The 18820-nt window shown below is 50.8% G+C and carries 18 protein-coding genes; 11 read left to right on the top strand and 7 right to left on the bottom strand.

The window, feature by feature from the left end; all coding sequences use genetic code 11:
* Positions 1-206: 206 nt before the first annotated feature.
* The gene (locus NM686_RS06365) at positions 207-920 is read left to right on the top strand and encodes a DUF5765 domain-containing protein (RefSeq protein WP_269022578.1); all 714 of its coding nucleotides are present in this window, start codon (positions 207-209) and stop codon (positions 918-920) included.
* The gene (locus NM686_RS06360; RefSeq protein WP_456238244.1) at positions 917-1426 is read left to right on the top strand and encodes a glutathione peroxidase; all 510 of its coding nucleotides are present in this window, start codon (positions 917-919) and stop codon (positions 1424-1426) included. The genes NM686_RS06365 and NM686_RS06360 overlap by 4 nt, the downstream gene beginning before the upstream one ends.
* Before the next feature lie 305 nt (positions 1427-1731).
* On the opposite strand, the gene NM686_RS06355 is transcribed toward NM686_RS06360, so the two are convergent.
* The gene (locus tag NM686_RS06355; RefSeq protein WP_255187041.1) at positions 1732-2244 is read right to left on the bottom strand and encodes a hypothetical protein; all 513 of its coding nucleotides are present in this window, start codon (positions 2242-2244) and stop codon (positions 1732-1734) included.
* 332 nt (positions 2245-2576) lie between these two features.
* Between NM686_RS06355 and NM686_RS06350 the strand changes: the two genes are divergently transcribed.
* From NM686_RS06350 to NM686_RS06320, 7 genes are all read left to right on the top strand, one after another.
* The gene (locus NM686_RS06350) at positions 2577-2747 is read left to right on the top strand and encodes a hypothetical protein (RefSeq protein WP_255187040.1); all 171 of its coding nucleotides are present in this window, start codon (positions 2577-2579) and stop codon (positions 2745-2747) included.
* Between the two features lie 269 nt (positions 2748-3016).
* Positions 3017-3664 carry a transglycosylase SLT domain-containing protein gene (locus NM686_RS06345; protein WP_255187039.1) on the top strand — a complete coding sequence of 216 codons (648 nt, stop codon included), beginning with the start codon at positions 3017-3019 and terminating at the stop codon, positions 3662-3664.
* A gap of 18 nt (positions 3665-3682) precedes the next feature.
* Positions 3683-3994, top strand: a complete 312-nt coding sequence (locus tag NM686_RS06340) for a flagellar transcriptional regulator FlhD (protein WP_064027130.1) — start codon at positions 3683-3685, stop codon at positions 3992-3994.
* Positions 3991-4542 (top strand): FlhC family transcriptional regulator, encoded by a 552-nt coding sequence (locus NM686_RS06335; RefSeq protein ID WP_255187038.1) that lies wholly within the window; start codon positions 3991-3993, stop codon positions 4540-4542. The genes NM686_RS06340 and NM686_RS06335 overlap by 4 nt, the downstream gene beginning before the upstream one ends.
* Positions 4543-4667: 125 nt before the next feature.
* Positions 4668-5012, top strand: a complete 345-nt coding sequence (locus NM686_RS06330) for a UPF0175 family protein (RefSeq protein ID WP_033159614.1) — start codon at positions 4668-4670, stop codon at positions 5010-5012.
* A gap of 6 nt (positions 5013-5018) precedes the next feature.
* A complete protein-coding gene (locus NM686_RS06325; RefSeq protein WP_255187037.1) occupies positions 5019-5507 on the top strand; it encodes a DUF3368 domain-containing protein in 489 nt (162 codons plus the stop codon).
* A gap of 122 nt (positions 5508-5629) precedes the next feature.
* Complete coding sequence (locus tag NM686_RS06320) at positions 5630-6232, top strand: hypothetical protein (RefSeq protein WP_255187036.1); 603 nt, start codon at positions 5630-5632, stop codon at positions 6230-6232.
* A gap of 3 nt (positions 6233-6235) precedes the next feature.
* Here NM686_RS06320 and NM686_RS06315 read toward each other — a convergent pair whose 3' ends face one another.
* The 3 genes from NM686_RS06315 to traF are packed head-to-tail and all read right to left on the bottom strand — an operon-like array spanning position 6236 to position 11922.
* A complete protein-coding gene (locus NM686_RS06315; RefSeq protein ID WP_255187035.1) occupies positions 6236-9433 on the bottom strand; it encodes a conjugal transfer protein TraG N-terminal domain-containing protein in 3198 nt (1065 codons plus the stop codon).
* Between the two features lie 30 nt (positions 9434-9463).
* Positions 9464-10915: a conjugal transfer protein TraH gene (locus tag NM686_RS06310; protein ID WP_255187034.1), complete on the bottom strand. Its 1452-nt coding sequence runs from the start codon at positions 10913-10915 to the stop codon at positions 9464-9466.
* Positions 10912-11922, bottom strand: a complete 1011-nt coding sequence (gene traF / locus NM686_RS06305) for a conjugal transfer protein TraF (RefSeq protein ID WP_255187033.1) — start codon at positions 11920-11922, stop codon at positions 10912-10914. The genes NM686_RS06310 and traF overlap by 4 nt, the downstream gene beginning before the upstream one ends.
* A gap of 487 nt (positions 11923-12409) precedes the next feature.
* Between traF and mobI the strand changes: the two genes are divergently transcribed.
* Positions 12410-12889 (top strand): conjugative transfer protein MobI(A/C), encoded by a 480-nt coding sequence (mobI, locus tag NM686_RS06300; protein ID WP_255187032.1) that lies wholly within the window; start codon positions 12410-12412, stop codon positions 12887-12889.
* 330 nt (positions 12890-13219) lie between these two features.
* Here the strand turns inward: mobI and NM686_RS06295 are convergent, their stop codons facing one another.
* The 3 genes from NM686_RS06295 to NM686_RS06285 all read right to left on the bottom strand — a co-directional run bounded on the left by NM686_RS06295 (position 13220) and on the right by NM686_RS06285 (position 16796).
* A complete protein-coding gene (locus NM686_RS06295; protein WP_255187011.1) occupies positions 13220-14470 on the bottom strand; it encodes an ISL3 family transposase in 1251 nt (416 codons plus the stop codon).
* Between the two features lie 238 nt (positions 14471-14708).
* Positions 14709-15908 (bottom strand): IS91 family transposase, encoded by a 1200-nt coding sequence (locus NM686_RS06290; protein WP_255187028.1) that lies wholly within the window; start codon positions 15906-15908, stop codon positions 14709-14711.
* A gap of 12 nt (positions 15909-15920) precedes the next feature.
* Entirely contained in the window at positions 15921-16796 is an 876-nt protein-coding gene (locus tag NM686_RS06285; protein ID WP_255187027.1) for a tyrosine-type recombinase/integrase, read from the bottom strand.
* Positions 16797-17166: 370 nt separating this feature from the next.
* Here NM686_RS06285 and NM686_RS06280 point away from each other — a divergent pair, with 370 nt between their 5' ends.
* Positions 17167-18048 carry a hypothetical protein gene (locus tag NM686_RS06280; RefSeq protein ID WP_255187026.1) on the top strand — a complete coding sequence of 294 codons (882 nt, stop codon included), beginning with the start codon at positions 17167-17169 and terminating at the stop codon, positions 18046-18048.
* Positions 18049-18820 lie beyond the last annotated feature (772 nt).

Raw genomic sequence — 18820 nt, 5'->3', positions numbered from 1 at the left:
CAGAACGGACTCAGAGTGAGAGCATGGTTTTAACGACCACCGGTTCGGAACTTTGCTAGAATCCCGAACTTTTATATGACAATTGACTCTCGAGCCATACGCCTGTAGGCATCGGTCGATTGCAAACCACATTTTCCTTAACCCAAGCGGCTCGATTTTCATCGAGGTTTAGTTATCGTGCCGCCAATAAAAATAACGGTCCTATCATGTGTTTTAGTGCAAATATGTCCTTGGGTCTTGGGGTAGTCGGCTTCGTAGCCTCGGGCATCACCTTTATGGACAAAGAGGAAGCCTTTTGGGTGCGCCTGGCCCGTGCCTATGCGATCTTTCACTTCTCGTTGATGGAATTGATTCAGTACTTCGCTTATCCCGTGGCCGATCAATGCGGTTACGGTACGAATCTTTTTCTCAGTCAGTTATCGACCTACCACATCGCCCTGCAGGCCTTTGCAATCATGCCGGCGCTGGCGACTTACTCCAGCGACAAACTGGCGCTGAAAAAAGCCACCCTGCTCGGCACCACGCTGAGCTCGTTCTTTTTGATCTGCACCTTTTTACCGAAGGAATGGCAATTATTCGGTATCGATCCCAACTTCATCGGCAACAAAGTCGCTTGTTTGTTCATGGGGATTTACCACATCGGCTACCTGATTCCGGCTGCGTTCGGATTGCTCGTGACCCATGGCTCGCTATTTGCATTGGCATTGAGCGGCTTCGTTTGGAAAGACAACTGGAAAATCGCCTCTTATCACTGCTTCATGGCCTTGATGACGCTGTTGATGCCGCAATGGTTTCTGGGCGTTTCGACCGGAGAAGCCGCCGCGATCTATTGCTTTTATTCGATTCCGATCACCGCCAGCTTCATGCCTTATTTCAAAAACTTCTTCCTGGCAAAATCACTGCAAACGCAAGCGGCATGAAACTTATGGAAACCATCTATTCCTATAGCGCCAATAGCCTCGCCGGCGAAACGATTCCGCTGGAGTCGTTCAAAGGCCAAGTGCTGCTGATCGTCAACACGGCCAGCCGCTGCGGCTTCACGCCGCAATATCGCGGACTGGAGCAACTTTATCGGGAATTCAAAGATCAGGGCTTTGCAGTTTTGGGCTTCCCGTGCAACCAGTTCGGCAAGCAAGAACCTGGCAACAGCCAGGAAATTGCCGATTTTTGCGAAATGACTTATCAGGTTAGCTTTCCGCTGTTCGAAAAAATCGCCGTCAATGGCAAGCACGCTCACCCGCTCTATACGTTTTTGAAATCGCAAGCCTCGGGAGCCCTTGGCAGCCAAGCCATCAAATGGAATTTCACCAAATTCCTGATCGACAGACAGGGGCGAGTCGTGAAGCGATATTCCCCTTTCAGGGCACCTGCCGCCATTCGGTCCGACATTGAGCATTTACTGCAAAACCAACCGACAAAACCCTGATAGCGTCCCGCCTATGCAAATGCAGACCCTGGCTTTAGGGGGCCTGCTCCCGATTAACTGCCTTTGAAACGAAAGAAGCCAGCAATGATGCTGGCTTCATGGGTTAGCTAAACAACCACCTGCTAAAGCAGGTGGGTTCGAATAACGGACTGAAAGTCCCGATACGCGTCGACTGAACGACGCGTCGCTGGGTTACAAAATACCAAAAAGATTTCTGCCCCCAATTATCTGGCGGGCTGGCTCACACTGGCTCTGTAATACTCAAACAGCCATAACAGGCTTTATACATTTTCAACAGAACCCTTTCAGTCCAAAAGCCTCGAAAATCTTATAGCTAAAGCTGACCGACTGAAGCCGGTGGTTAAAACCCTGTGATGGAAAATTAAGCGCCACCAATTTACAGCAGCTTCAGGCAGTCTGCCAGCATCCATTGCATAATCCCATGCGGCGCCTAGCTCACATCGTAATTTTCCAGCCTGCACGGGCGATATTGCAGCGTACTTTTGAATCAAATCAAAAGCCATTGCTCGCGTAATTGCAGTGGGTGGCAAATCCGCCATATCCCCCAGCATCGTGTTAAACATCCTTGTAATTTCAGCAGAGCCTTTTGGGGCTCTATGACGGCAAACATGTCCGGCTAAATATTCATCGCACAGCACACGTACTGTATAAGCGTTTTCAGAATTTGCCGCCTCTTGTTTTAACGTTAAGGCTTTTGCCTCTAATTTCGCTTGCTTTGCTTCTAATACAGGATACCTGCCAGAATCACGCTGGTTTTTCAAAGCCTCCCAGGCGACAATAGCTGATGGAAATGACATAGACGGCCAATGACCTGCCGAAGGCGTCCATCAACGCTGCTTCTATAACGCTGCTTCTATATCGATAAAACCAAGTTCTCACCCTTGTCATAGTTGACAAACGCAGCCCAGGGTAATCGTCAAAAGCCATATGCTGTCCAGATAGCAAAGCTTTAGCGGTGCGGGCGTCGAATTGCATTTCAGTATAGGTTTTTTGTGGCGAATGATGACGCGAATATACCCTGAAAAAACCTATACTAAAAAGCAAAGTGCAGGAAAGTTTTGATAAGTGTCGACGATGTTAGACTCAACAGAAAACCAAAGAATATTACTTATGTATCAAATTGTTACAAATGAATAACCAGAAAACACAAGGCCCCAAGCAAGACGAGAAAATGCAACACACGCCGATGATGCAGCAGCGTGTGCTTATTGTTTTTCATGGGGTTTATTGGAATAAAATTCAAACCTATACTAAAACCTATACCAAGCAACAATTACCGAAGGCGGACCGAATTCCCTGAAAATCGTATCGGTTTAACCTTTTGAACCAAAGTGATCAGTCCGGTTTGTCTTCAACGAAATACCCCGTCAAACATTCCAATTAATCTAAATCCTCATTTTAGGCTCGTTTTTTGGCTTGACATCCAAATACGATGGCGCACGAACATTTGTTGCGAACCTCCAAAATTGACAAATCAAGATAAAAACGCCAGAAACAAGCGTTTTTCGAACGTATAGAATTTTTAGCAGCGTCGTAAACTCGCCTCAAGACCATTACGGCGAGCTTGCGATGTTCATTATTCCTTCAAAAGATCTTAAGCTTAAGTTTTCATTTCAAAACGTTGTTAAGCATCTTCGGATTGGCATGATGGGCGGCTTTTGCATCATTAGCCAACCCATGGAATCGATGGCTGCTGGATCCATTAAAATGAATAGCAGCAACCAACAGTCCCTGACATCAAATACTAAATTACAAAACACGCTGTGGGGGCAAGTAGCTCGTAGGCATCGCATTGATCCCTATATTCTGTATGCCGTTGCGCTCACGGAGTCGCGAAAAAACGGCGCGCAGAATCGAGTCATACCCTGGCCCTGGGCCATCAATAACGCAGGCAACGCATTTATTCCCGGCAGTCAGCAGGAGGCCGAAGCCTTACTCAATCAAATGTTGGAGCAAGGCAAGCGCAATATCGACGTCGGCATTATGCAAGTGAATCTGCGGTGGCATGGCTACCGCGTTGCGAAAGCAGAACAACTATTAATCCCGAGTACCAATCTCGAAATCGGCGCGAGCGTACTCTCAGAGGCTATCCAATCGGTGCCTGGCAATCTCGCTCATGGCATCGGCCGATATTACAGCTGGAAAAACGAGCCGGCCGCCATCCGTTACGGGCAGAAAGTAATCGCCCTGGCAAATCAAATTCGCGCGATTCTTTAGTCCATCGCGGATTGCAGAATGGATGAGAACCTCTACAAACTCAATCTCGACTACCTCATTGTCGCTCAATCCTTAATTTTTTCCGGCAGCGAACAGAAAGCCATGTTCTGCTTAGGTCTTACGACCGAAGCGGTGTCGTTGCTCAGAAAGATGCCACTCGAGCAATTAAAGATTCTGGCTCGAAGTGATTGCCTGACCTTTGTTCCCCGTTTCAATCCCCACAAATGGAGCCAATTCCTAAACGTCCAAAAAACCGAAGACCCCGATGCAGTCGCCGCACGGACTGTCGAACTCCTGACGCTTTTGTCCTCCCATTCACCAGAGTCATGAGCAACCATTGCGCTTTTGCTGCTCGACTCAAAGATCAGTATTGGGCCTATCAATTACTGAAACGAAAGTTGCGTACCAAATTGGTCAGCCGGGTCATCAAAACCCTGCGCCCCAAAGACTTGTGTAACCTTTACTTTTCGCTGCACCGCGAAAGCCCAGTGGCGGGACTGATCCCCAGCATTACGTCAATGCCGCAGTCACGCGAGTCGTTTCTTTACATGGCCCTATTTGCTTCAATCTATCGAAGCGCTTGCTCAGGCGCTATCAGAGCGGAAATAGACCTGAATGCCATGGTATTTGCCTGGGACACTTTTTGTGCATTCTACCCAAACCATATCCAAGAACGCCGGCCGTTTGGCCGCATACGGCCTGCAAATTTCGATGAAGCCTGGATTATCGTCGAAGCCCTGAGAGACGGACTCGCTGAATTACCTTACTGTACGACCTGCCATACGCCCTATTTGGTCATTCATGGCTGTAAGTACCCGCAAGTCTGCCAAATGTGCATGCTAAGCCAAATCCCTAAAACCAGAATCATCACCGATTAATTGATCCTAGGAGCAACGTTGTCGTGGCCACATAGGAGATCATTGTCCAGGGAGAAAACTTTATGCAGCAATTTTCATTTAGAGGATTATAATCCACCTATCCAATCTTCCTATGTAATCAGACTATGAAAACCGTGAATGTCAGTGGTCTAAAGAACAACCCCAGCGAAGCTCTGCGCATGGCTCACGAGGATATGGTCCTGGTTATGAATCGAAACGAACCAGACGCGGTGATGGTCGGCCTCAAAGCCGCCAAAATCATTGGAATGCCGGGCGTGCGTAAAGCCTTGGCAACGGCACTTTTCAAGGACGGTAACCTGTCCCTTGCCCGCTCCGCTAAACTGGCCGATATGCCGTTGGCAAACTTTATTGCGCACGTCTCGCGCCTGGGTATTTCCGTCATCGAGCAAACGGCTGATGAAGTCGAGGATGATTTGGACACTCTGGACCAGTGGCTCAACCAAGCCTGATCGCGGATGACCAAAAAAGTAATTGTCGATGCCAGTCCATTGATCGGACTGGCGTTGGTGGAGGGTTTAATCTGGCTACCGAAGTTATTTGGCCAGGTTTTCGTACCCGAATCGGTGAAACAAGAAGTGTTACCGGGCAAATCGGCGCCAGGTGAACAAGCGCTGGCTCACGCATTTGATTCAGGTTGGCTAACGGTATGGCATGAATCCATAACACCACATTTGGACATTGATCTGGACACCGGAGAAACGGATTGCATCAACATTGCGCTGTCGTCACCCCAAAACTATTTGCTGATCATGGATGAACGTGCCGGCCGGGCTGTGGCCAAAGAATATCAATTACATGTCGCAGGTACTGCCGCCGTCATCGGACAGGCCAAAAAGCAAGGTTTGATTTCGTCTGCTCGAGCCACTTTTGAAATTTTGCATCGATCGGATTTTCGGATTTCGGCTACCGTGATCAACAAAATTCTGGCAAGTGTCGGCGAGTAAACCGTTCGATACGCAGGTCATTTTTCTTTGCCTTGTTGAAATAGTTTTGATTTAAAAAACCGACTTGGAACGTTAGCTCAATCGCGGTAGGATTGCCCAACCGCTTATGCATGGAGAATACAATGTCTTCACAGTCATCACTCTCAGATCGGTTCAAACGGCCCAGCCAATCGATTCAAACTCGATCAAATCACTCAATGTTTAATGGCCATCATGCAACTGTCGATTGTCCCGAATGCCATCGAATCATGGTGCCGCGCGTCATTACCTATTACGGGCAACCAACAAAATCGATTTGCCCTTTTTGTGGTGCGACGTTTGCACGGTTTCCGGGAGGATTTCAGAAGCTGCTATCGCGCTTTCAAAGCCCTAGATTGACAACGGCAATACTGAATAAACTGTTCATAATTACCCTTGGTTTCTCCTTCCTTTGGCTGATTAGCGACCATATCAGTGTGTCGGGACAGCTAAGTCTTATCGCATTTTTTGGTGTAGCTCTATTCGGCGCAGCCTTGTTGGCAGAGATTCTTTTTCAGGGTATCGAATACTTGGCTGTAAAATTTTCCCATGATAGCAAGCACTATTGGCTCCTGATCGTCATGTTATCCATAACAACCATGTATCTCCGTGACGATATGATTGGATACATCGGGGTATTTTTTTTAATTTTAGTTCTTCGTGGCTTAATCGTTGGAGCACTACAATTGCTGAGCCCATCGCCTTAATACCTAATAATTTATCCGCCCCATTGACCGATTGTAGTTACCAACTTGGTTGACCAAGTCCATTCTATTTTGGCCCGCAGCCTGAATCAGCAATTTGGCGATATCGCTACCAACTTTGTCGCCTTCTTCAATAATCAATTTCTGTTCGAGCTGATCAAGTATTCCACTATTTGAGCCACGAACATCAAAACCAGCAAACGCCTCAAACATTGCCGCTTTATAGTAGGCTTGTTGGCTTGGAGTGAGTTTGTCTGATACGGCATTTACACGCTGATTTGCCCAAATTTCTGTAACTTGTTCAAATCCAGGGTAAGACTGTGACGCTGCGAATTTAAGTGATTCCCACTTATCCTCGCCTTTTGAAAATGCCTCCAGAAAATGATTACTAAATTGGTCTATGTAAGCATTACTTGCCACCCCTGCCGCTTCAATATCCTTAACTGTATTATAAATACTGCCCCCGAGATAGTCATATGTTGCCTCTGCAGCTGAAGGCGTTTCGTTGGCCGCAGCCGCAATGGATTGCCTAAAGTGCTCCGCTTTGACATTCGCCAATTGCCCAAAGCCTTCTCTCGAGTTTTGTTCACGCTCAGCCAGGTTACGATCATGCTGCGCTTCGACACGGGTTTCGCCGCCGGCAATTTTCCCCGCTGCTGAACGAATCTGTGCCTGTGCACGCTGATTTAACGATTCGGTTTCTGCCCGTGGGTCTTTAAGCTGAGCCTGTTCGACTGATGTCTGAACCTTGCCAGTTTCCGGTGCATTGGCCTTCAGCGATTCGTTCTGGCTGGCATTCAAGGTTTGATCGGCTTGCGGTGCATTAAACGCATCGCCCAACAGTTGATAACCCGATATTTGTGCCTGGTGCGATTGTTGATCATCTAGGGTGCGGTAACTGGGTGATGAAAAACCTGTCAGTAACGACATGCCGGCAGCGGCATAGGCTTGATCGGCATCGCTAATCCACCCCGACGCTTTCCATTGCGAGGCCAGCCGCTGCGTATCGCCGCGCAAGCCGTATTGATCGAGTGTACGATCCAGTTTCTCCATCAAGGTTGAGTCTTGAGCTATTTGATAACCCGTTTCCGCCGCGCCGAAACTGGCTTGGGCTCCGAAGCGTTGTTGGGCCGATAGGGTTTGTTGATAAGATTGGCTAGCTGATACCGCATCGGTTGCGCTGTGTTGCAGTGAGGACAACGATTGATTTTGCAGTCCCATTGAGGCGACGTTTCGAGTCCCAGTTTGCGCATCCAGTGCCAGGCTTTTCGCCAAGCCGGCTTGATAACCCTGACTGTCGTTGACGGTCTGGCTGATGTCGGCGGCAATGGCATCGGATTTGTCCTGACTGACTTTGAAGTCGTTCTGCAAGCGGCCGGAGATTGCGCCGCTGAGTTGGTCGTTACCGAGCTTGGCCCCGGCATTGGCACTGCCGGCCACCAAGGCCGAGAACTGATCGGCAGATATGCCGGTATCGGCGTGCTTCTTGGCAAAGGCTTCTCCGAACTGACGGTTATAGGCATCGGTGTAACTCGAACTGCTGGCAATCTGATTGCCCAAGGAACGGCTGTCGAAGGCATCGCTGGTGATGCTGGCCGATTTCATCGCCGAAGACGATACACTGTGCATGAAACTATTGGTCGCCTGTTCCGAAGCGCTGTAAGCCGACGATAGCGCCGCACTCATGTCTTTGCCGGCGGTAAAGGTCGGCAGCACCTTGTCGACGCCGGTTTGGGTGACCGCCGACAACGGACTGTATTGATGTTGCGCCTGGGCATTCAAGACCGGCGCCGGGCTGATCACATCGGGCGTGGCAATTTTCTCGTTCACATAATCGCCGCCGTCCATGCGCCCCAGGAAATGGGTGGCAGTCACTGCCCCGCGGTAGATCAGCATCAAAGTAATGGCGGGTGTCGAAGCGGCCAGCATGCCACCAATCGACAGCCATTGTTGCAACTCCATGTCCAACTGGTAAATGCCCATCATTGACGGCAGATTGTAGGTGGCCGAGGTCAGTGACGCCATCTTGCCGGCGGCCGACATCTGGATGAATAGATTGATCACCGCCAAAATCGGCATCCACAACTGGATCCACAGCAGCATCGAGAAGTAGCCGATATTCATCCGGATACCGACATTGCCCAGCATCACCACAAACGCCATGATCGGTGCGATGGCATAACTCAAACCTTCGATAAACGCCATCATCGGCCGGACGATCTTGGCAAACAGTGTTTGTTCGGCGGCCCATTGGGTATTACGTTGCTGAATGGCTTGTTCGACCATCGCGGCTTTGTTCCAATGCAAGCCGTCTTCATGTCGACCGATCACGCCTTTCTCGAACATGGGCATGATGGCCGACATCAGCATGTAATCGGCGGCATCGACCACACCGGGTCCGGCCAGCGCATCGAAGGCATCCTGGATTTTTGGCACCGTGTCTCCTGCCGCCGGCACGCCCAAGATCGGCTGCAACAAGCCTTCCAGCGCAGTCGCAAAATTGCCATTGGCCACTACGCTCAAATCGGCCCAAGCATCCGTACAGGTTTTGGTTTGCGGTTGGCCGCCGACATAAATTTGGGTCATGTAGATGTCGGAATCAAAGCGGATGGCATTCAGGGGATCGGCATCACGCAAAATGGCGTCCACCGATTTCTGGTTCAGGTCGACCCCGGTCAATGTGCATTCGCGCACGTAATTGGCAAACGAGGTTTCCATGTCACTGCCGGCATTAGGCACGTTGGCCGCCCCCAGATTAACCCGCGACAACAGATTTTTCCGCACTGCGGTCAAGGTCTGCAAACTGTCGGCAAAGCCGTTGCCGGTCATCGACGGTGTGCCAAAGCCTTGTTCGAACAATCGTGTGGTGCGATAGCCTATGTTCGACATCACACTACCCACCACCGCAGGCCCCAAGGGCACATTGTCGACCACCACGACGCTGCCGGTATAAGCATCCTCGATCGATACCCGCACCGACGGCGCATACAGCATCAGCCACAACACGTACGCCAACAGTAAATCCTGATAACGGATACCGCGGCCATCCCATTGCAACAATGCCCGCAGCATGACGATGATGACACCGATCAAGCCACCGACGGCAGCGGCGGTGCGGTAATCGCCGGTGCCAGAGATCATCGCCACGGCATTCAGTACAGCTTGCAGATAGGCAGAATCGCCTACGGAAAAGATTTCAAACATAGGAGATTGCCTTCAAATAAATAAGATGGACTAAGGCGTCGGCCAGGCGGTACCGGAAGCCGGCAATTGCGCCACGGTGCCGTAGTGTTTAGGCTTCACGGTGGTCATCAGCTGCTGGTAAAACGCCATCAAGGTTTGCGGATTGCCATAGCGTCCGGCGATGGTGACGTACTCGTCTTGAATCTGCTCTCGGGCATCTTTCAAGGCATCCACCAGCAACTTGGCGTAGGCGTGGTCGTTCATGTGCGAGGCGGTTTGCACGGCATTGAGCAAATCGTTGACGATCAATTGCGCCAATTCCAAGGCAATCACCGGTGCCGCTTCTTCGGCCCACAGTTTGGCAATGCCGGCGTCTTCCCGCGCCAGGTTATGAATCATGCCGCCGATGGCATCCGGCACGGTTTGCATGAAGGCTTTTTCGCTGTCGGTGATTTGACCGCTGTTGGTCGAGAATTTGTAAATCAGACCGTTGCCGCTATTGGCCGAACCCAACAGGATCTCCATCACCCGTTGCTTCAAGCCGACCAGATTGACGTTCTGGACGATAGGCTTCAGACACTGATCAGCATCATGACCATCAATGCAGGTGTAAATGCGCACGGTTTGATAACTGTTACCGGCGTTGTTGCCGTACATCAAATCCTTGATCCGTAACACCGGTGGCGGCGCACTGATGGCATTGTTCTCGCCTTTGCCGTCGGGCGCGGCTTGCGGGGCATCGACGATCACCGTACCGGAAATACTCATCGCCGCTTCCAGCAAACTGTTGCCGCCGAAGCGGAACCATCCCCCGGCGTTCTGATTGACCAAAGCCCGCCATACCAGATTGCCTTGGATGATCTTGGTCATATCCGTCGGGTCGTTCTGCTTGATTTGCTGCACCGGATCGCCCAAGGTACTGGTGTTGGTCCAGCTGGAAAACACATCCGAAATCCCTTGGGTAAACGAGGCATTGGACAGGTTGGTCTTACTCTGCAAATCGAAGGCTTTGACCGTATCGTTGACCAGGCCTTGCGCCAAGCGACAGGAGTTGCTGAACATCTGGTTCATCTCCTGGATTTTCTTTTGTAAGTCGGTCATCACCGACGCGCACCATGGACACATGGCACCGACCGCCAACTGAAACGCATAGCCCGCCGCATTACCGGCCACGTTGCGCAGCAATTGCACGAACTGGTTGAAGTTGATGAAACTGAAACTGCCGGCGAATAAATCGATGCCACCGCAGCCGGCGCTGAACGACGGTGGCACGAACGACACCAGATTGGTGTTGGTGATGCCATTGCGCGCCACCAAACTGCCGCCGGTAATCACGCCCCGGCGCTGTCCCAAATGGGCCGTTGGGGCCGTGAAGTTGGTCATGGTGCCGAACATGCTGTCCATTTCCTGTTGTAGGTCGGCATAGGCAGGAACGGAACTCTCGACCAACAGGATCACGACCACCACCTGGCGATAGCGTCGTGATAGCGAAAATGACGTCATGGCGTACTCCCGAGATGCGCACTGCGTTGCAATGCCTGGATCAGTGACAGTGGATCTTGAGTGACCGCAGGGCTAATGCTTCCAGCCGTCGGCAATAACATGGGCGTGTTACGAATACCCTGGGTGGTTTGGTATTGCTTCGCATCGATCCAACCGGCTTCCTTGGCCGCCAGCAAAATCCGACCGGTGAGTTCCTCCAACGACAAGGCGCCTTGAGCCAACGGCACAATCTGCTTCGGCGGTTTCATCAGAAACAACGCCGGGGTTTGTTCAACGCCCAACATCGCCGCCTGACCGTTATCACGTTTGAACTGACTGAAAAAGCCGTTCGGCATGGGCAAACCATCCAGCGACACGGGATAAATCTTGAATCCATAAGCGTTTTCCAGCATCGCTAAAATCGGCGCCTGCACATGGCAATACGGGCAATCGGACCGGAAGAAAAACAAAATACCGGCTTGGGCGGCAATCGCTTTCAAGGCCTGTTCGGCCACCACGCTGGCCTGATGATTGGCTTCATTGGCCGCATAGGTAGCCACTGGCCGGCGCACCGTTTCGTCGAGTTGCGGATCGGACATCACCACGTAGCGGGCGGCATTGGTAAAGCGCTCGGCTTTGTCCATCATCACCCGCTGCAGATAGTAAAACGCTGCGACATTCTCCTCAGTGGGATCGTCGATGGCCTGGTTCAGGTAATGCTCCAGGTTTTGCTTCAACCAGGCGGAGGACAGTGGTTGGGGTTCCGGAAAGGGCTTGGCTTGTGTTTTGGGTTCCATGTCAGCCTGAACGGTGCTGAGCGGTTTGATGTCAGGCTTGGGTTTTTCCTGATCGGTTTGAATATCGGGTTTAGCTTTTTTTACCGACTCCGGCAACGCCTCGTACCAAAACCAGCCGCGCTGTTTGTCGGCGAAATAGGAAATCTCGGGCGTGCTGTCGTTACCCATCGCCAGTGAGGCTCTGAGACACAAACTCATGATGATCGGTAAAGAAATGGCGTTTCGGTTCATCGCGCCATTGTCAGCCAGATTTTCCCAGCGACTTTTGCAGCTGACGACGAAAACGCCATCAGCTGCAAGATGGCTCGAATGGCGATCCCAGAACGCGCCCCTAACGGCAGACGATCCCGAATTCAGCGTCAACTGCAATCGGCATCCCATATCGGTTGCATAAAATGCCGGCTTTATTGCGAACGGACCATAGCCCGCAAATCCCAATAGTAAATCGACTTTCGATTTCCCTACGCTAGTAGGGAAACGTGGCTACGGTAATCGGCCCGAAATCCGAAGTTATTTCCTAGGTAGGCATGAATCACGCTGTTTTGCCAAGGCAATGCCTAAATGAACCATCGGGAAAATGACAGTGATATGCCTACTGCGGTAGGCATTTAAGGTACAAAACCTATGCACTAAGACGCTTTCCAAGGCTCGCAATGAACAGAAAATCCCGTTAGGCATTGTCCATGTCTATCCCTACAGTTAAGTATTAGGAAAATTCATGTCCAGCGAACATCCTGTCAACGCACAGTCCACTCTCACCGAACAAGACCTGCTGCATTGGATCGAAACCCGGTGCGATCATCTCCAGGCCCAAGCCAAAGTGTTGGTCGACGATTATTGGCGCCAAATGAAAAGCCAGCGTCAGAAACACAGCAAAAGCGAATCAGGCCGAATTGGTGTCCGCATCCGCTGCCGGGAAAGTCAACGCGCTTTCAGCATTGAGTGGTACCGCATGGCCACGTTGCGACAAAACGGTCAAACCAAGCCCATTGCGCAGTACGTTAAGAAAGGCCGTGGCTATCGTTATCCGCTCGGTAACCTGCTGAAGAACGAACCCGCCTGGGAGACGGAATTAGTCGAAGAACTGGAAACCGAGTTTGCTCATATCCGGCAACAGCTCGATCGGTTGGGAAAAATTCGGGATGCGGTGCAGCGATATTGCAAGGTGATTGATGCCAATAACAAATTCATCGGTTGAGATGACTAAATGACAATCTTTTCACCGATAAACCAGAGAGCATCATAGTCCCCAATTGTTAAGGGTTATCGGATGCCTGCTCATCATTTGATGATAACCTTGGGACCACAAACCATGGTGGGCAGGCGTCGGACAAGCCCCGAGGGAGGAAACCGCGGGCCACGCAGTGGAGAGTTAGATTGGGTAACAGTCTATGGGGATTTGAGGAGGGGCTGGGTCGCTGATGTGGTTAAAAGTCCCAGGAGTCGTAAGCCTGAGTCGAGCAAATGCCGCGATTTTACTCCAAAGAGGGCTCTTCCGTATTTCGCGGAGTAGCCCCGACATATAGGGTTATGCATAACCGAACAACCGTCTCCCTTCGATATCAAGCCAGATATGCTGAAACAGGCGGACGGTATTGTAAATGCCAAAGCAGCGTCGTTTGATGCTTTTGATTTTGTTGTTAAGCCCTTCAACAAAGCCACTGGTTTCCCGGCGAATGAAATAGTTGGTGATTTCATTTCGCCAGTTTTGATAGGTTTTGACAAACGCATCAAAGCCCTTCAACTTCAAGACTTTGATATGCTCCATCCAGCGATCCAAGGCTTTTTCGGCCTCAGCCTTATTGAGTCGGCGCTCAAAAATACCCGTCAAAAGCTCCCGTTGGATATAGACTTCTCGCAAAATGGGGGCTTGCTGGAATAGAAAAAGCAAAACGGTTTGCTGATCGGCAGAGAGTTCCATCCAGCGCTTCCGAAAAGCCCACATCGCGCCTTTCAGCTTGGCATAATCCTCGGCAGACAGGGTATTCTTGAGTTTTTTCATTTCCGCCTTGCGGACCTGGTCGGCGCCGTCTCGATAATGCTTGGCGACATGGAAGCGATCAACCACCACCTCGACGCCGGGCAATGTCTCATAGACGGCGTTGCGATACCCTTCATACATGTCCACGCAGACGCGTTGTAACGCGTGTTGCTGTGCCTCGGGAATATTCTGCAAAAAGGCTTTAACCGTTTCTTTTTTGCGGTCGGGCAGCACCGCCAGAATCCGCTTATGGTCCTCGGTATCGATAGCCGACACGATGACCACAAAATCTTGATGCCCTTTTTTCAAAGCGATTTCATCCAGTCCCAGCAAGCGAATGCCTTGGATGGCAGACCAATCAACTTGTTGGGCCACGTGCCGATTGATAATCCCTTCCGCCGCTTCGGCGCTGATGCCGTGCTTCACGTCCATGTCGGTCACGCTGCTGTTGATCAATTCACGCAATATCCACTGCTCATACGCTTTGGTATGGGGGCTTTTCCAGTTATACCAGCCACATTGTTGCGTGGTCGTCGGACCTTTGGGGCAGTCAGGGCATCGATAGCGCTTGGGGGTTAGCTTGATCCAAACCGGCCGATCGAAAATCGACAAATGACGCAAGGTGATTTCTCTGCCATAGCCATAAAACTTATCGATCCTCTGGCCGCATTGATGGCAGGTTGCACTGGTTAACGTACTACTGACCGTGATGATGAACTCGCCTTTGGCGGTGGTTTCAACTTTTTCGATACAAACATCAGGTATATCCAGCGGTATTTGAAGTAGCGACTGTGTCATCACGATACTCCAGCGTTAAATTGTCGACCTTAGCAAAACTCACTGTGGCAGGCAAAGACTATAGCACTACATGTAGTGGTTTCTCCGCAAAATACGGAAGAGCCCCAAAGAGGGCAATTTTTAGCGTACACGCCGATGGCGAATTTAGGTTTTTCCTCAAGCATGCCAAGCGGTCCCGAGGTTGGCAAAAACCAACGAAGTAAGGATGTCATGTTTCGCATTCGCCAAGTGGGTGTCATCATGGTACGCCTCCCAGTGGAGGCGGTGCCCGAATCAACGGTTTGCGCGCCAAGATTTCAATGATCATCATTGCCGCCCCGCAATCCGGGCAGACGAAGGTTGGCGGAGTTGTGTTTTCGGGCGCCTCAGCCATAGGATTCTTAGAGTCCACTTGAGCAGGCGCCACTTTTAGCCGTTCACGTATCTGCGCCAGATGATCACGACGCCCGCCATTGGCCAGCAAGCCATAATGCCGAATACGGTGAAAACCGCTGGGTAGGACATGCAACAGAAAGCGGCGGATGAACTCGTCCGGGCTGAGTGTCATGGTTTTATGCCGCGTCCTGCCTTTGGCCCGGTAATCTTTCCAGCGGAAGCTGATGCCGCGTTCGTCCATGGCCAGCAGTCGTGAATTGGCAATAGCCACGCGATGGGTATAGCGCGACAGATAGGCTAAGACGGCTTCGGGACCGGCAAACGGGCGTTTGGCGTAAACCACCCATTCGCATTTGCGTAGCGGCTTGAGCCAGTCCGCAAAGGCTGCCACGTCAGTTAGATGGGGGTACTCACCGAAGAACTGCAATTGTCCTGCCGCATGTGCTTTGCTCAATACTTCGAGAAACCGGCGTCGAAACAGCCGTGACAGCACTCTTACCGATAAAAAGAAGCCGCGCTTGCAGTTAATCCAGCGCTCACCGTCCAACGACAAGCCGCCGCCCGGCACGATGCCATGCACATGCGGATGATGGGTCAACGCCGAACCCCAGGTATGCAGCACCAGGGTGGCCCCGATCTGGGCGCCCAGATGTTTCGGATCGGCGGCAATGGTGCGTAAGGTTTCCGCCGCGATCTCGAACAACAAGCCATAGACGATGGTTTTATTGTAATAAGCGATGGCACTGATCGGCGCCGGCAAGGTAAACACCACGTGATAATACTCGACCGGTAATAGATCGGCCTGCCGGGCTTCGAGCCAGCGTTTGGCCGCGCTGGCCTGGCACTTCGGGCAATGCCGGTTTCGGCAGGAATTGTAGGCGATGTCTTGATGCTGGCAGGCCGGACAACACAGCACATGACCACCCAATGTCGCGGTACGACACTGTTCGATGGCGGACATGACTTTCAGCTGGCCCAGACTCATGTGAGCCTGCTGAGCTTGTCGCCAAGCGGAACCATGGGCGCGGAAAATGTCCGCGACCTCAAGCGCAAGCCGCCCCATGGGCTTACTCGACTACATTAACGGCAAAGTCTCGATCGGACTGACGACCTCCCGCAGAATATCGGTGGCCACCTGCGCATACAATGCCGTGGTCTCCAGCTTCTTGTGGCCGAGCAATACCTGGATGACGCGGATGTCGACCTTCTGCTCCAGCAAGTGGGTCGCAAAGCTATGCCTCAGCGTATGCATCGATACCCGCTTGTCTATCCCTGCGGCCTCAGCGGCGGCATGGACGGCGCGGGTGAGTTGACGGGTGCTGAGCGGGTCGACAGGGTCCAACCCCGGAAACAGCCAACCGCCTGGCAGCATTTTGCCTTGGGCATGCGCAAACTTCCACCAGGCGCGCAAGCGTTCCAGCAGTACCGGCGACAACATCGCGTAGCGATCCTTAGCTCCTTTACCCTGTTCGACGCGTAAGGTCATGCGCTGGCTATCGATGTCGCTGACCTTCAGCGCCACCACCTCGCTAGCCCGCAAGCCGGCGCCGTACGCGACCGATAAAGCCGTCTGGTGTTTGAGATTATCGGCGGCGGCGAGCAAACGAGCCACCTCTTCGCGACTCAAGACCACCGGCAGTTTGCGAGGCTCATGCACCGTATGCATCTTGGCCATTAACGCCGGATGATCTAACGTAGTTTCGAACAGAAACTTCAGACCGGTAAGATTGGCATTTAGGGAAATCGCCGAAATACCGGAGTCGACCAAATGCAGCTGATAACGGCGCAAATCTTCAGCGTTGGCGGTATCCGGTGACCGACCCAGGAACTTAGCGAATCGCTTCACGACGCGAATATAACTGGCTTGGGTTTGGGATGACAGTTTGCGCATCCGCATGTCGTCGATCATGCGTTGGCGTAATGGGCTGATGGGTTTGTCTGTGGAGGTCATGACACGACTCCTATCTTGAACGAGGCGGATTACCCCGTCTCTTGGATAGGAAAAACACTCGATATGCTGCCAATTGCCCTCAGGCTTGGCTACACAGACTCCATACCGCGTAGCGGTTTCGTCCATCGGCCATAACCTGCCGGTCAGGGTATCTATCCGATTTGAACAGTTAAGATATCCTGTACTCCTGTCTGCTGTCCGGTTTTCGGCGAGCAAATTGATATTATCACTGCCTCACTCCAACCAAAAATGGCTACGTCTCCTTGAGAAATCTGAAATGCGGACAGTTCCATTGAGATTGCTTGTATTTGAGTATGCGCCGTGATGTTATATGCGACTGCTGACGAACGAAATAATCATTTAACGAACTATGTCCCTTTCCGGCATCCTTAGCTCAACCTCCCAACGAAGAAATTTTTTATTTGTATCTGGCGCAGTACTTCTCATTGCTATTATTGCCATTCTTGCGATTTCTTATTTAGCACCAAATACGCCGCTATGGAACGCGCTTAACAATTTGACCATTTCGATTGTAGCGAGTGGCGTATTCGCCCTAGTATCTGGTTTATATATCTATTATTTTTTCATCGATCCAAACGACATTACTGCGAAATCAATATTACTCCCAGAAGATATCGCCGAGACTTTGGAGTTCATCGCTAAAAATGCTGCAGATTACAAAATTTTCGTTCGTACAGGACGACATTTTCGTGCCGAAATTCTTCCAATACTTGTTAAGCGGGCTCGCGAAGCCCGTAATCCGATTCGAGTTGAAGTAATCTTAATTGACTTTCGCGATAAAACCGTCTGTCAAAAATACGCCAATTACCGCAAAGTAGCGTCGTTCGACCGGAAGCTCTGGGATGAATCTTACGTAAGACAGGAGGTTTTAGCGACCATACTCGAACTTATTCGAGTATCTCGCGAAAATCCTGGTTTGGTTGATATCCAGTTGTTTCTGAGCAAGCGACTGTCAACTTTCCGTATTGAGGGATCCTCCAATGAAATTCTCATCACCCGTGAGGATCCAAAAGATACAGCTGCACGCTATTTTAGAGATCATCGTGACTTCTCTGCCTTTGTTACTGAATTTGGTTGGATTCGTGATGAAGCGTACCGAGTGGAAAATGATGTGAACCGGGTTTTACCAGCAACGCTTGAAGCGATGTTTGGAGAGAGTGCTGGAATTACGAATCAAGAGAAGCAATCAGCCGGTGAGGCTACAAAATCACCATCGCCTTATGTCCGTTGATGTCGGCTTTCCTTTGACGCGAGATTACGTTCGCACTGCACCTCAATCCTCTATTCTGGACGCAGTGAAGAATTGGCTGAAACGGGAAGATCCGATCTGTCTTATGCACCCACACGGATTTTACGTTGTACTTCTATGTTGCACTGAAACAGAAGAATGGCGATTCCATTTTTGGCCTAAAGGCTCACGAACTATCACCGGAATGCCTGCTTTTATTCATACGCATGATCGGCATATAGAAAGTCGTATATTACAAGGGAGCCTCACCAATATTCTTTATTATGTAGAGCCAGTTCAAATTGGTGGCCAGCCGGTCTACCAAGTTGGTTATAACGGCGATAGATATGCGTCAGCCACGTCAAACATTCTTTACAAAACGACTACACGAGTCCATCCGATTATCGCAAATCGTAACACCATAGAGCTTGGCTCTACTTATAACGTAGAACGCCATACCTACCACCAAGCCTTAGTACCCGACGAATTCGCCGTATCAACGTTAGTCTGCATGCACGGACATGAACCCGGTACAGTGAGGGTGTTAGGGCTAGAAGGGTATCCTGAGACAATCTCTTTCAGGAGAGAAGTATATTCAGCGCTTACCATTGCAGATCAGCTGATGACTTAGCGAAATTTTAAATCTAATGAAATATTGGCAACCCAAATTTCTATCAAAAAGCCATCTTGAGTGGTGGCAAAGGTTCGACTAGACTCCTCGACGACAGGCCGCTTTCAGGAGTCGGAATTTCATTGACCGTTTCGCGGCTATGAA

The sequence above is a fragment of the Methylomonas rapida genome, assembly GCF_024360925.2.
In the GTDB taxonomy this organism is placed as follows: domain Bacteria; phylum Pseudomonadota; class Gammaproteobacteria; order Methylococcales; family Methylomonadaceae; genus Methylomonas; species Methylomonas rapida.
Note: the sequence above shows the minus strand (reverse complement) of the source record. Positions and strands in the feature narration are given on the sequence as shown.

Bases quoted from the DNA above. Each gene is read 5' to 3' on its own strand.
- NM686_RS06365 (WP_269022578.1), top strand. From the start codon at position 207: ATGTGTTTTAGTGCAAATATGTCCTTGGGTCTTGGGGTAGTCGGCTTC.
- mobI (WP_255187032.1), top strand. From the start codon at position 12,410: ATGTCCAGCGAACATCCTGTCAACGCACAGTCCACTCTCACCGAACAA.
- NM686_RS06335 (WP_255187038.1), top strand. From the start codon at position 3,991: ATGAGCAACCATTGCGCTTTTGCTGCTCGACTCAAAGATCAGTATTGG.
- NM686_RS06280 (WP_255187026.1), top strand. From the start codon at position 17,167: ATGTCCCTTTCCGGCATCCTTAGCTCAACCTCCCAACGAAGAAATTTT.
- NM686_RS06350 (WP_255187040.1), top strand. From the start codon at position 2,577: ATGAATAACCAGAAAACACAAGGCCCCAAGCAAGACGAGAAAATGCAA.
- NM686_RS06325 (WP_255187037.1), top strand. From the start codon at position 5,019: ATGACCAAAAAAGTAATTGTCGATGCCAGTCCATTGATCGGACTGGCG.
- NM686_RS06285 (WP_255187027.1), bottom strand. From the start codon at position 16,796: ATGACCTCCACAGACAAACCCATCAGCCCATTACGCCAACGCATGATC.
- NM686_RS06345 (WP_255187039.1), top strand. From the start codon at position 3,017: ATGTTCATTATTCCTTCAAAAGATCTTAAGCTTAAGTTTTCATTTCAA.
- NM686_RS06320 (WP_255187036.1), top strand. From the start codon at position 5,630: ATGTCTTCACAGTCATCACTCTCAGATCGGTTCAAACGGCCCAGCCAA.
- NM686_RS06295 (WP_255187011.1), bottom strand. From the start codon at position 14,470: ATGACACAGTCGCTACTTCAAATACCGCTGGATATACCTGATGTTTGT.
- NM686_RS06360 (WP_456238244.1), top strand. From the start codon at position 917: ATGAAACTTATGGAAACCATCTATTCCTATAGCGCCAATAGCCTCGCC.
- NM686_RS06355 (WP_255187041.1), bottom strand. From the start codon at position 2,244: ATGTCATTTCCATCAGCTATTGTCGCCTGGGAGGCTTTGAAAAACCAG.
- traF (WP_255187033.1), bottom strand. From the start codon at position 11,922: ATGAACCGAAACGCCATTTCTTTACCGATCATCATGAGTTTGTGTCTC.
- NM686_RS06310 (WP_255187034.1), bottom strand. From the start codon at position 10,915: ATGACGTCATTTTCGCTATCACGACGCTATCGCCAGGTGGTGGTCGTG.
- NM686_RS06340 (WP_064027130.1), top strand. From the start codon at position 3,683: ATGGATGAGAACCTCTACAAACTCAATCTCGACTACCTCATTGTCGCT.
- NM686_RS06315 (WP_255187035.1), bottom strand. From the start codon at position 9,433: ATGTTTGAAATCTTTTCCGTAGGCGATTCTGCCTATCTGCAAGCTGTA.
- NM686_RS06290 (WP_255187028.1), bottom strand. From the start codon at position 15,908: ATGGGGCGGCTTGCGCTTGAGGTCGCGGACATTTTCCGCGCCCATGGT.
- NM686_RS06330 (WP_033159614.1), top strand. From the start codon at position 4,668: ATGAAAACCGTGAATGTCAGTGGTCTAAAGAACAACCCCAGCGAAGCT.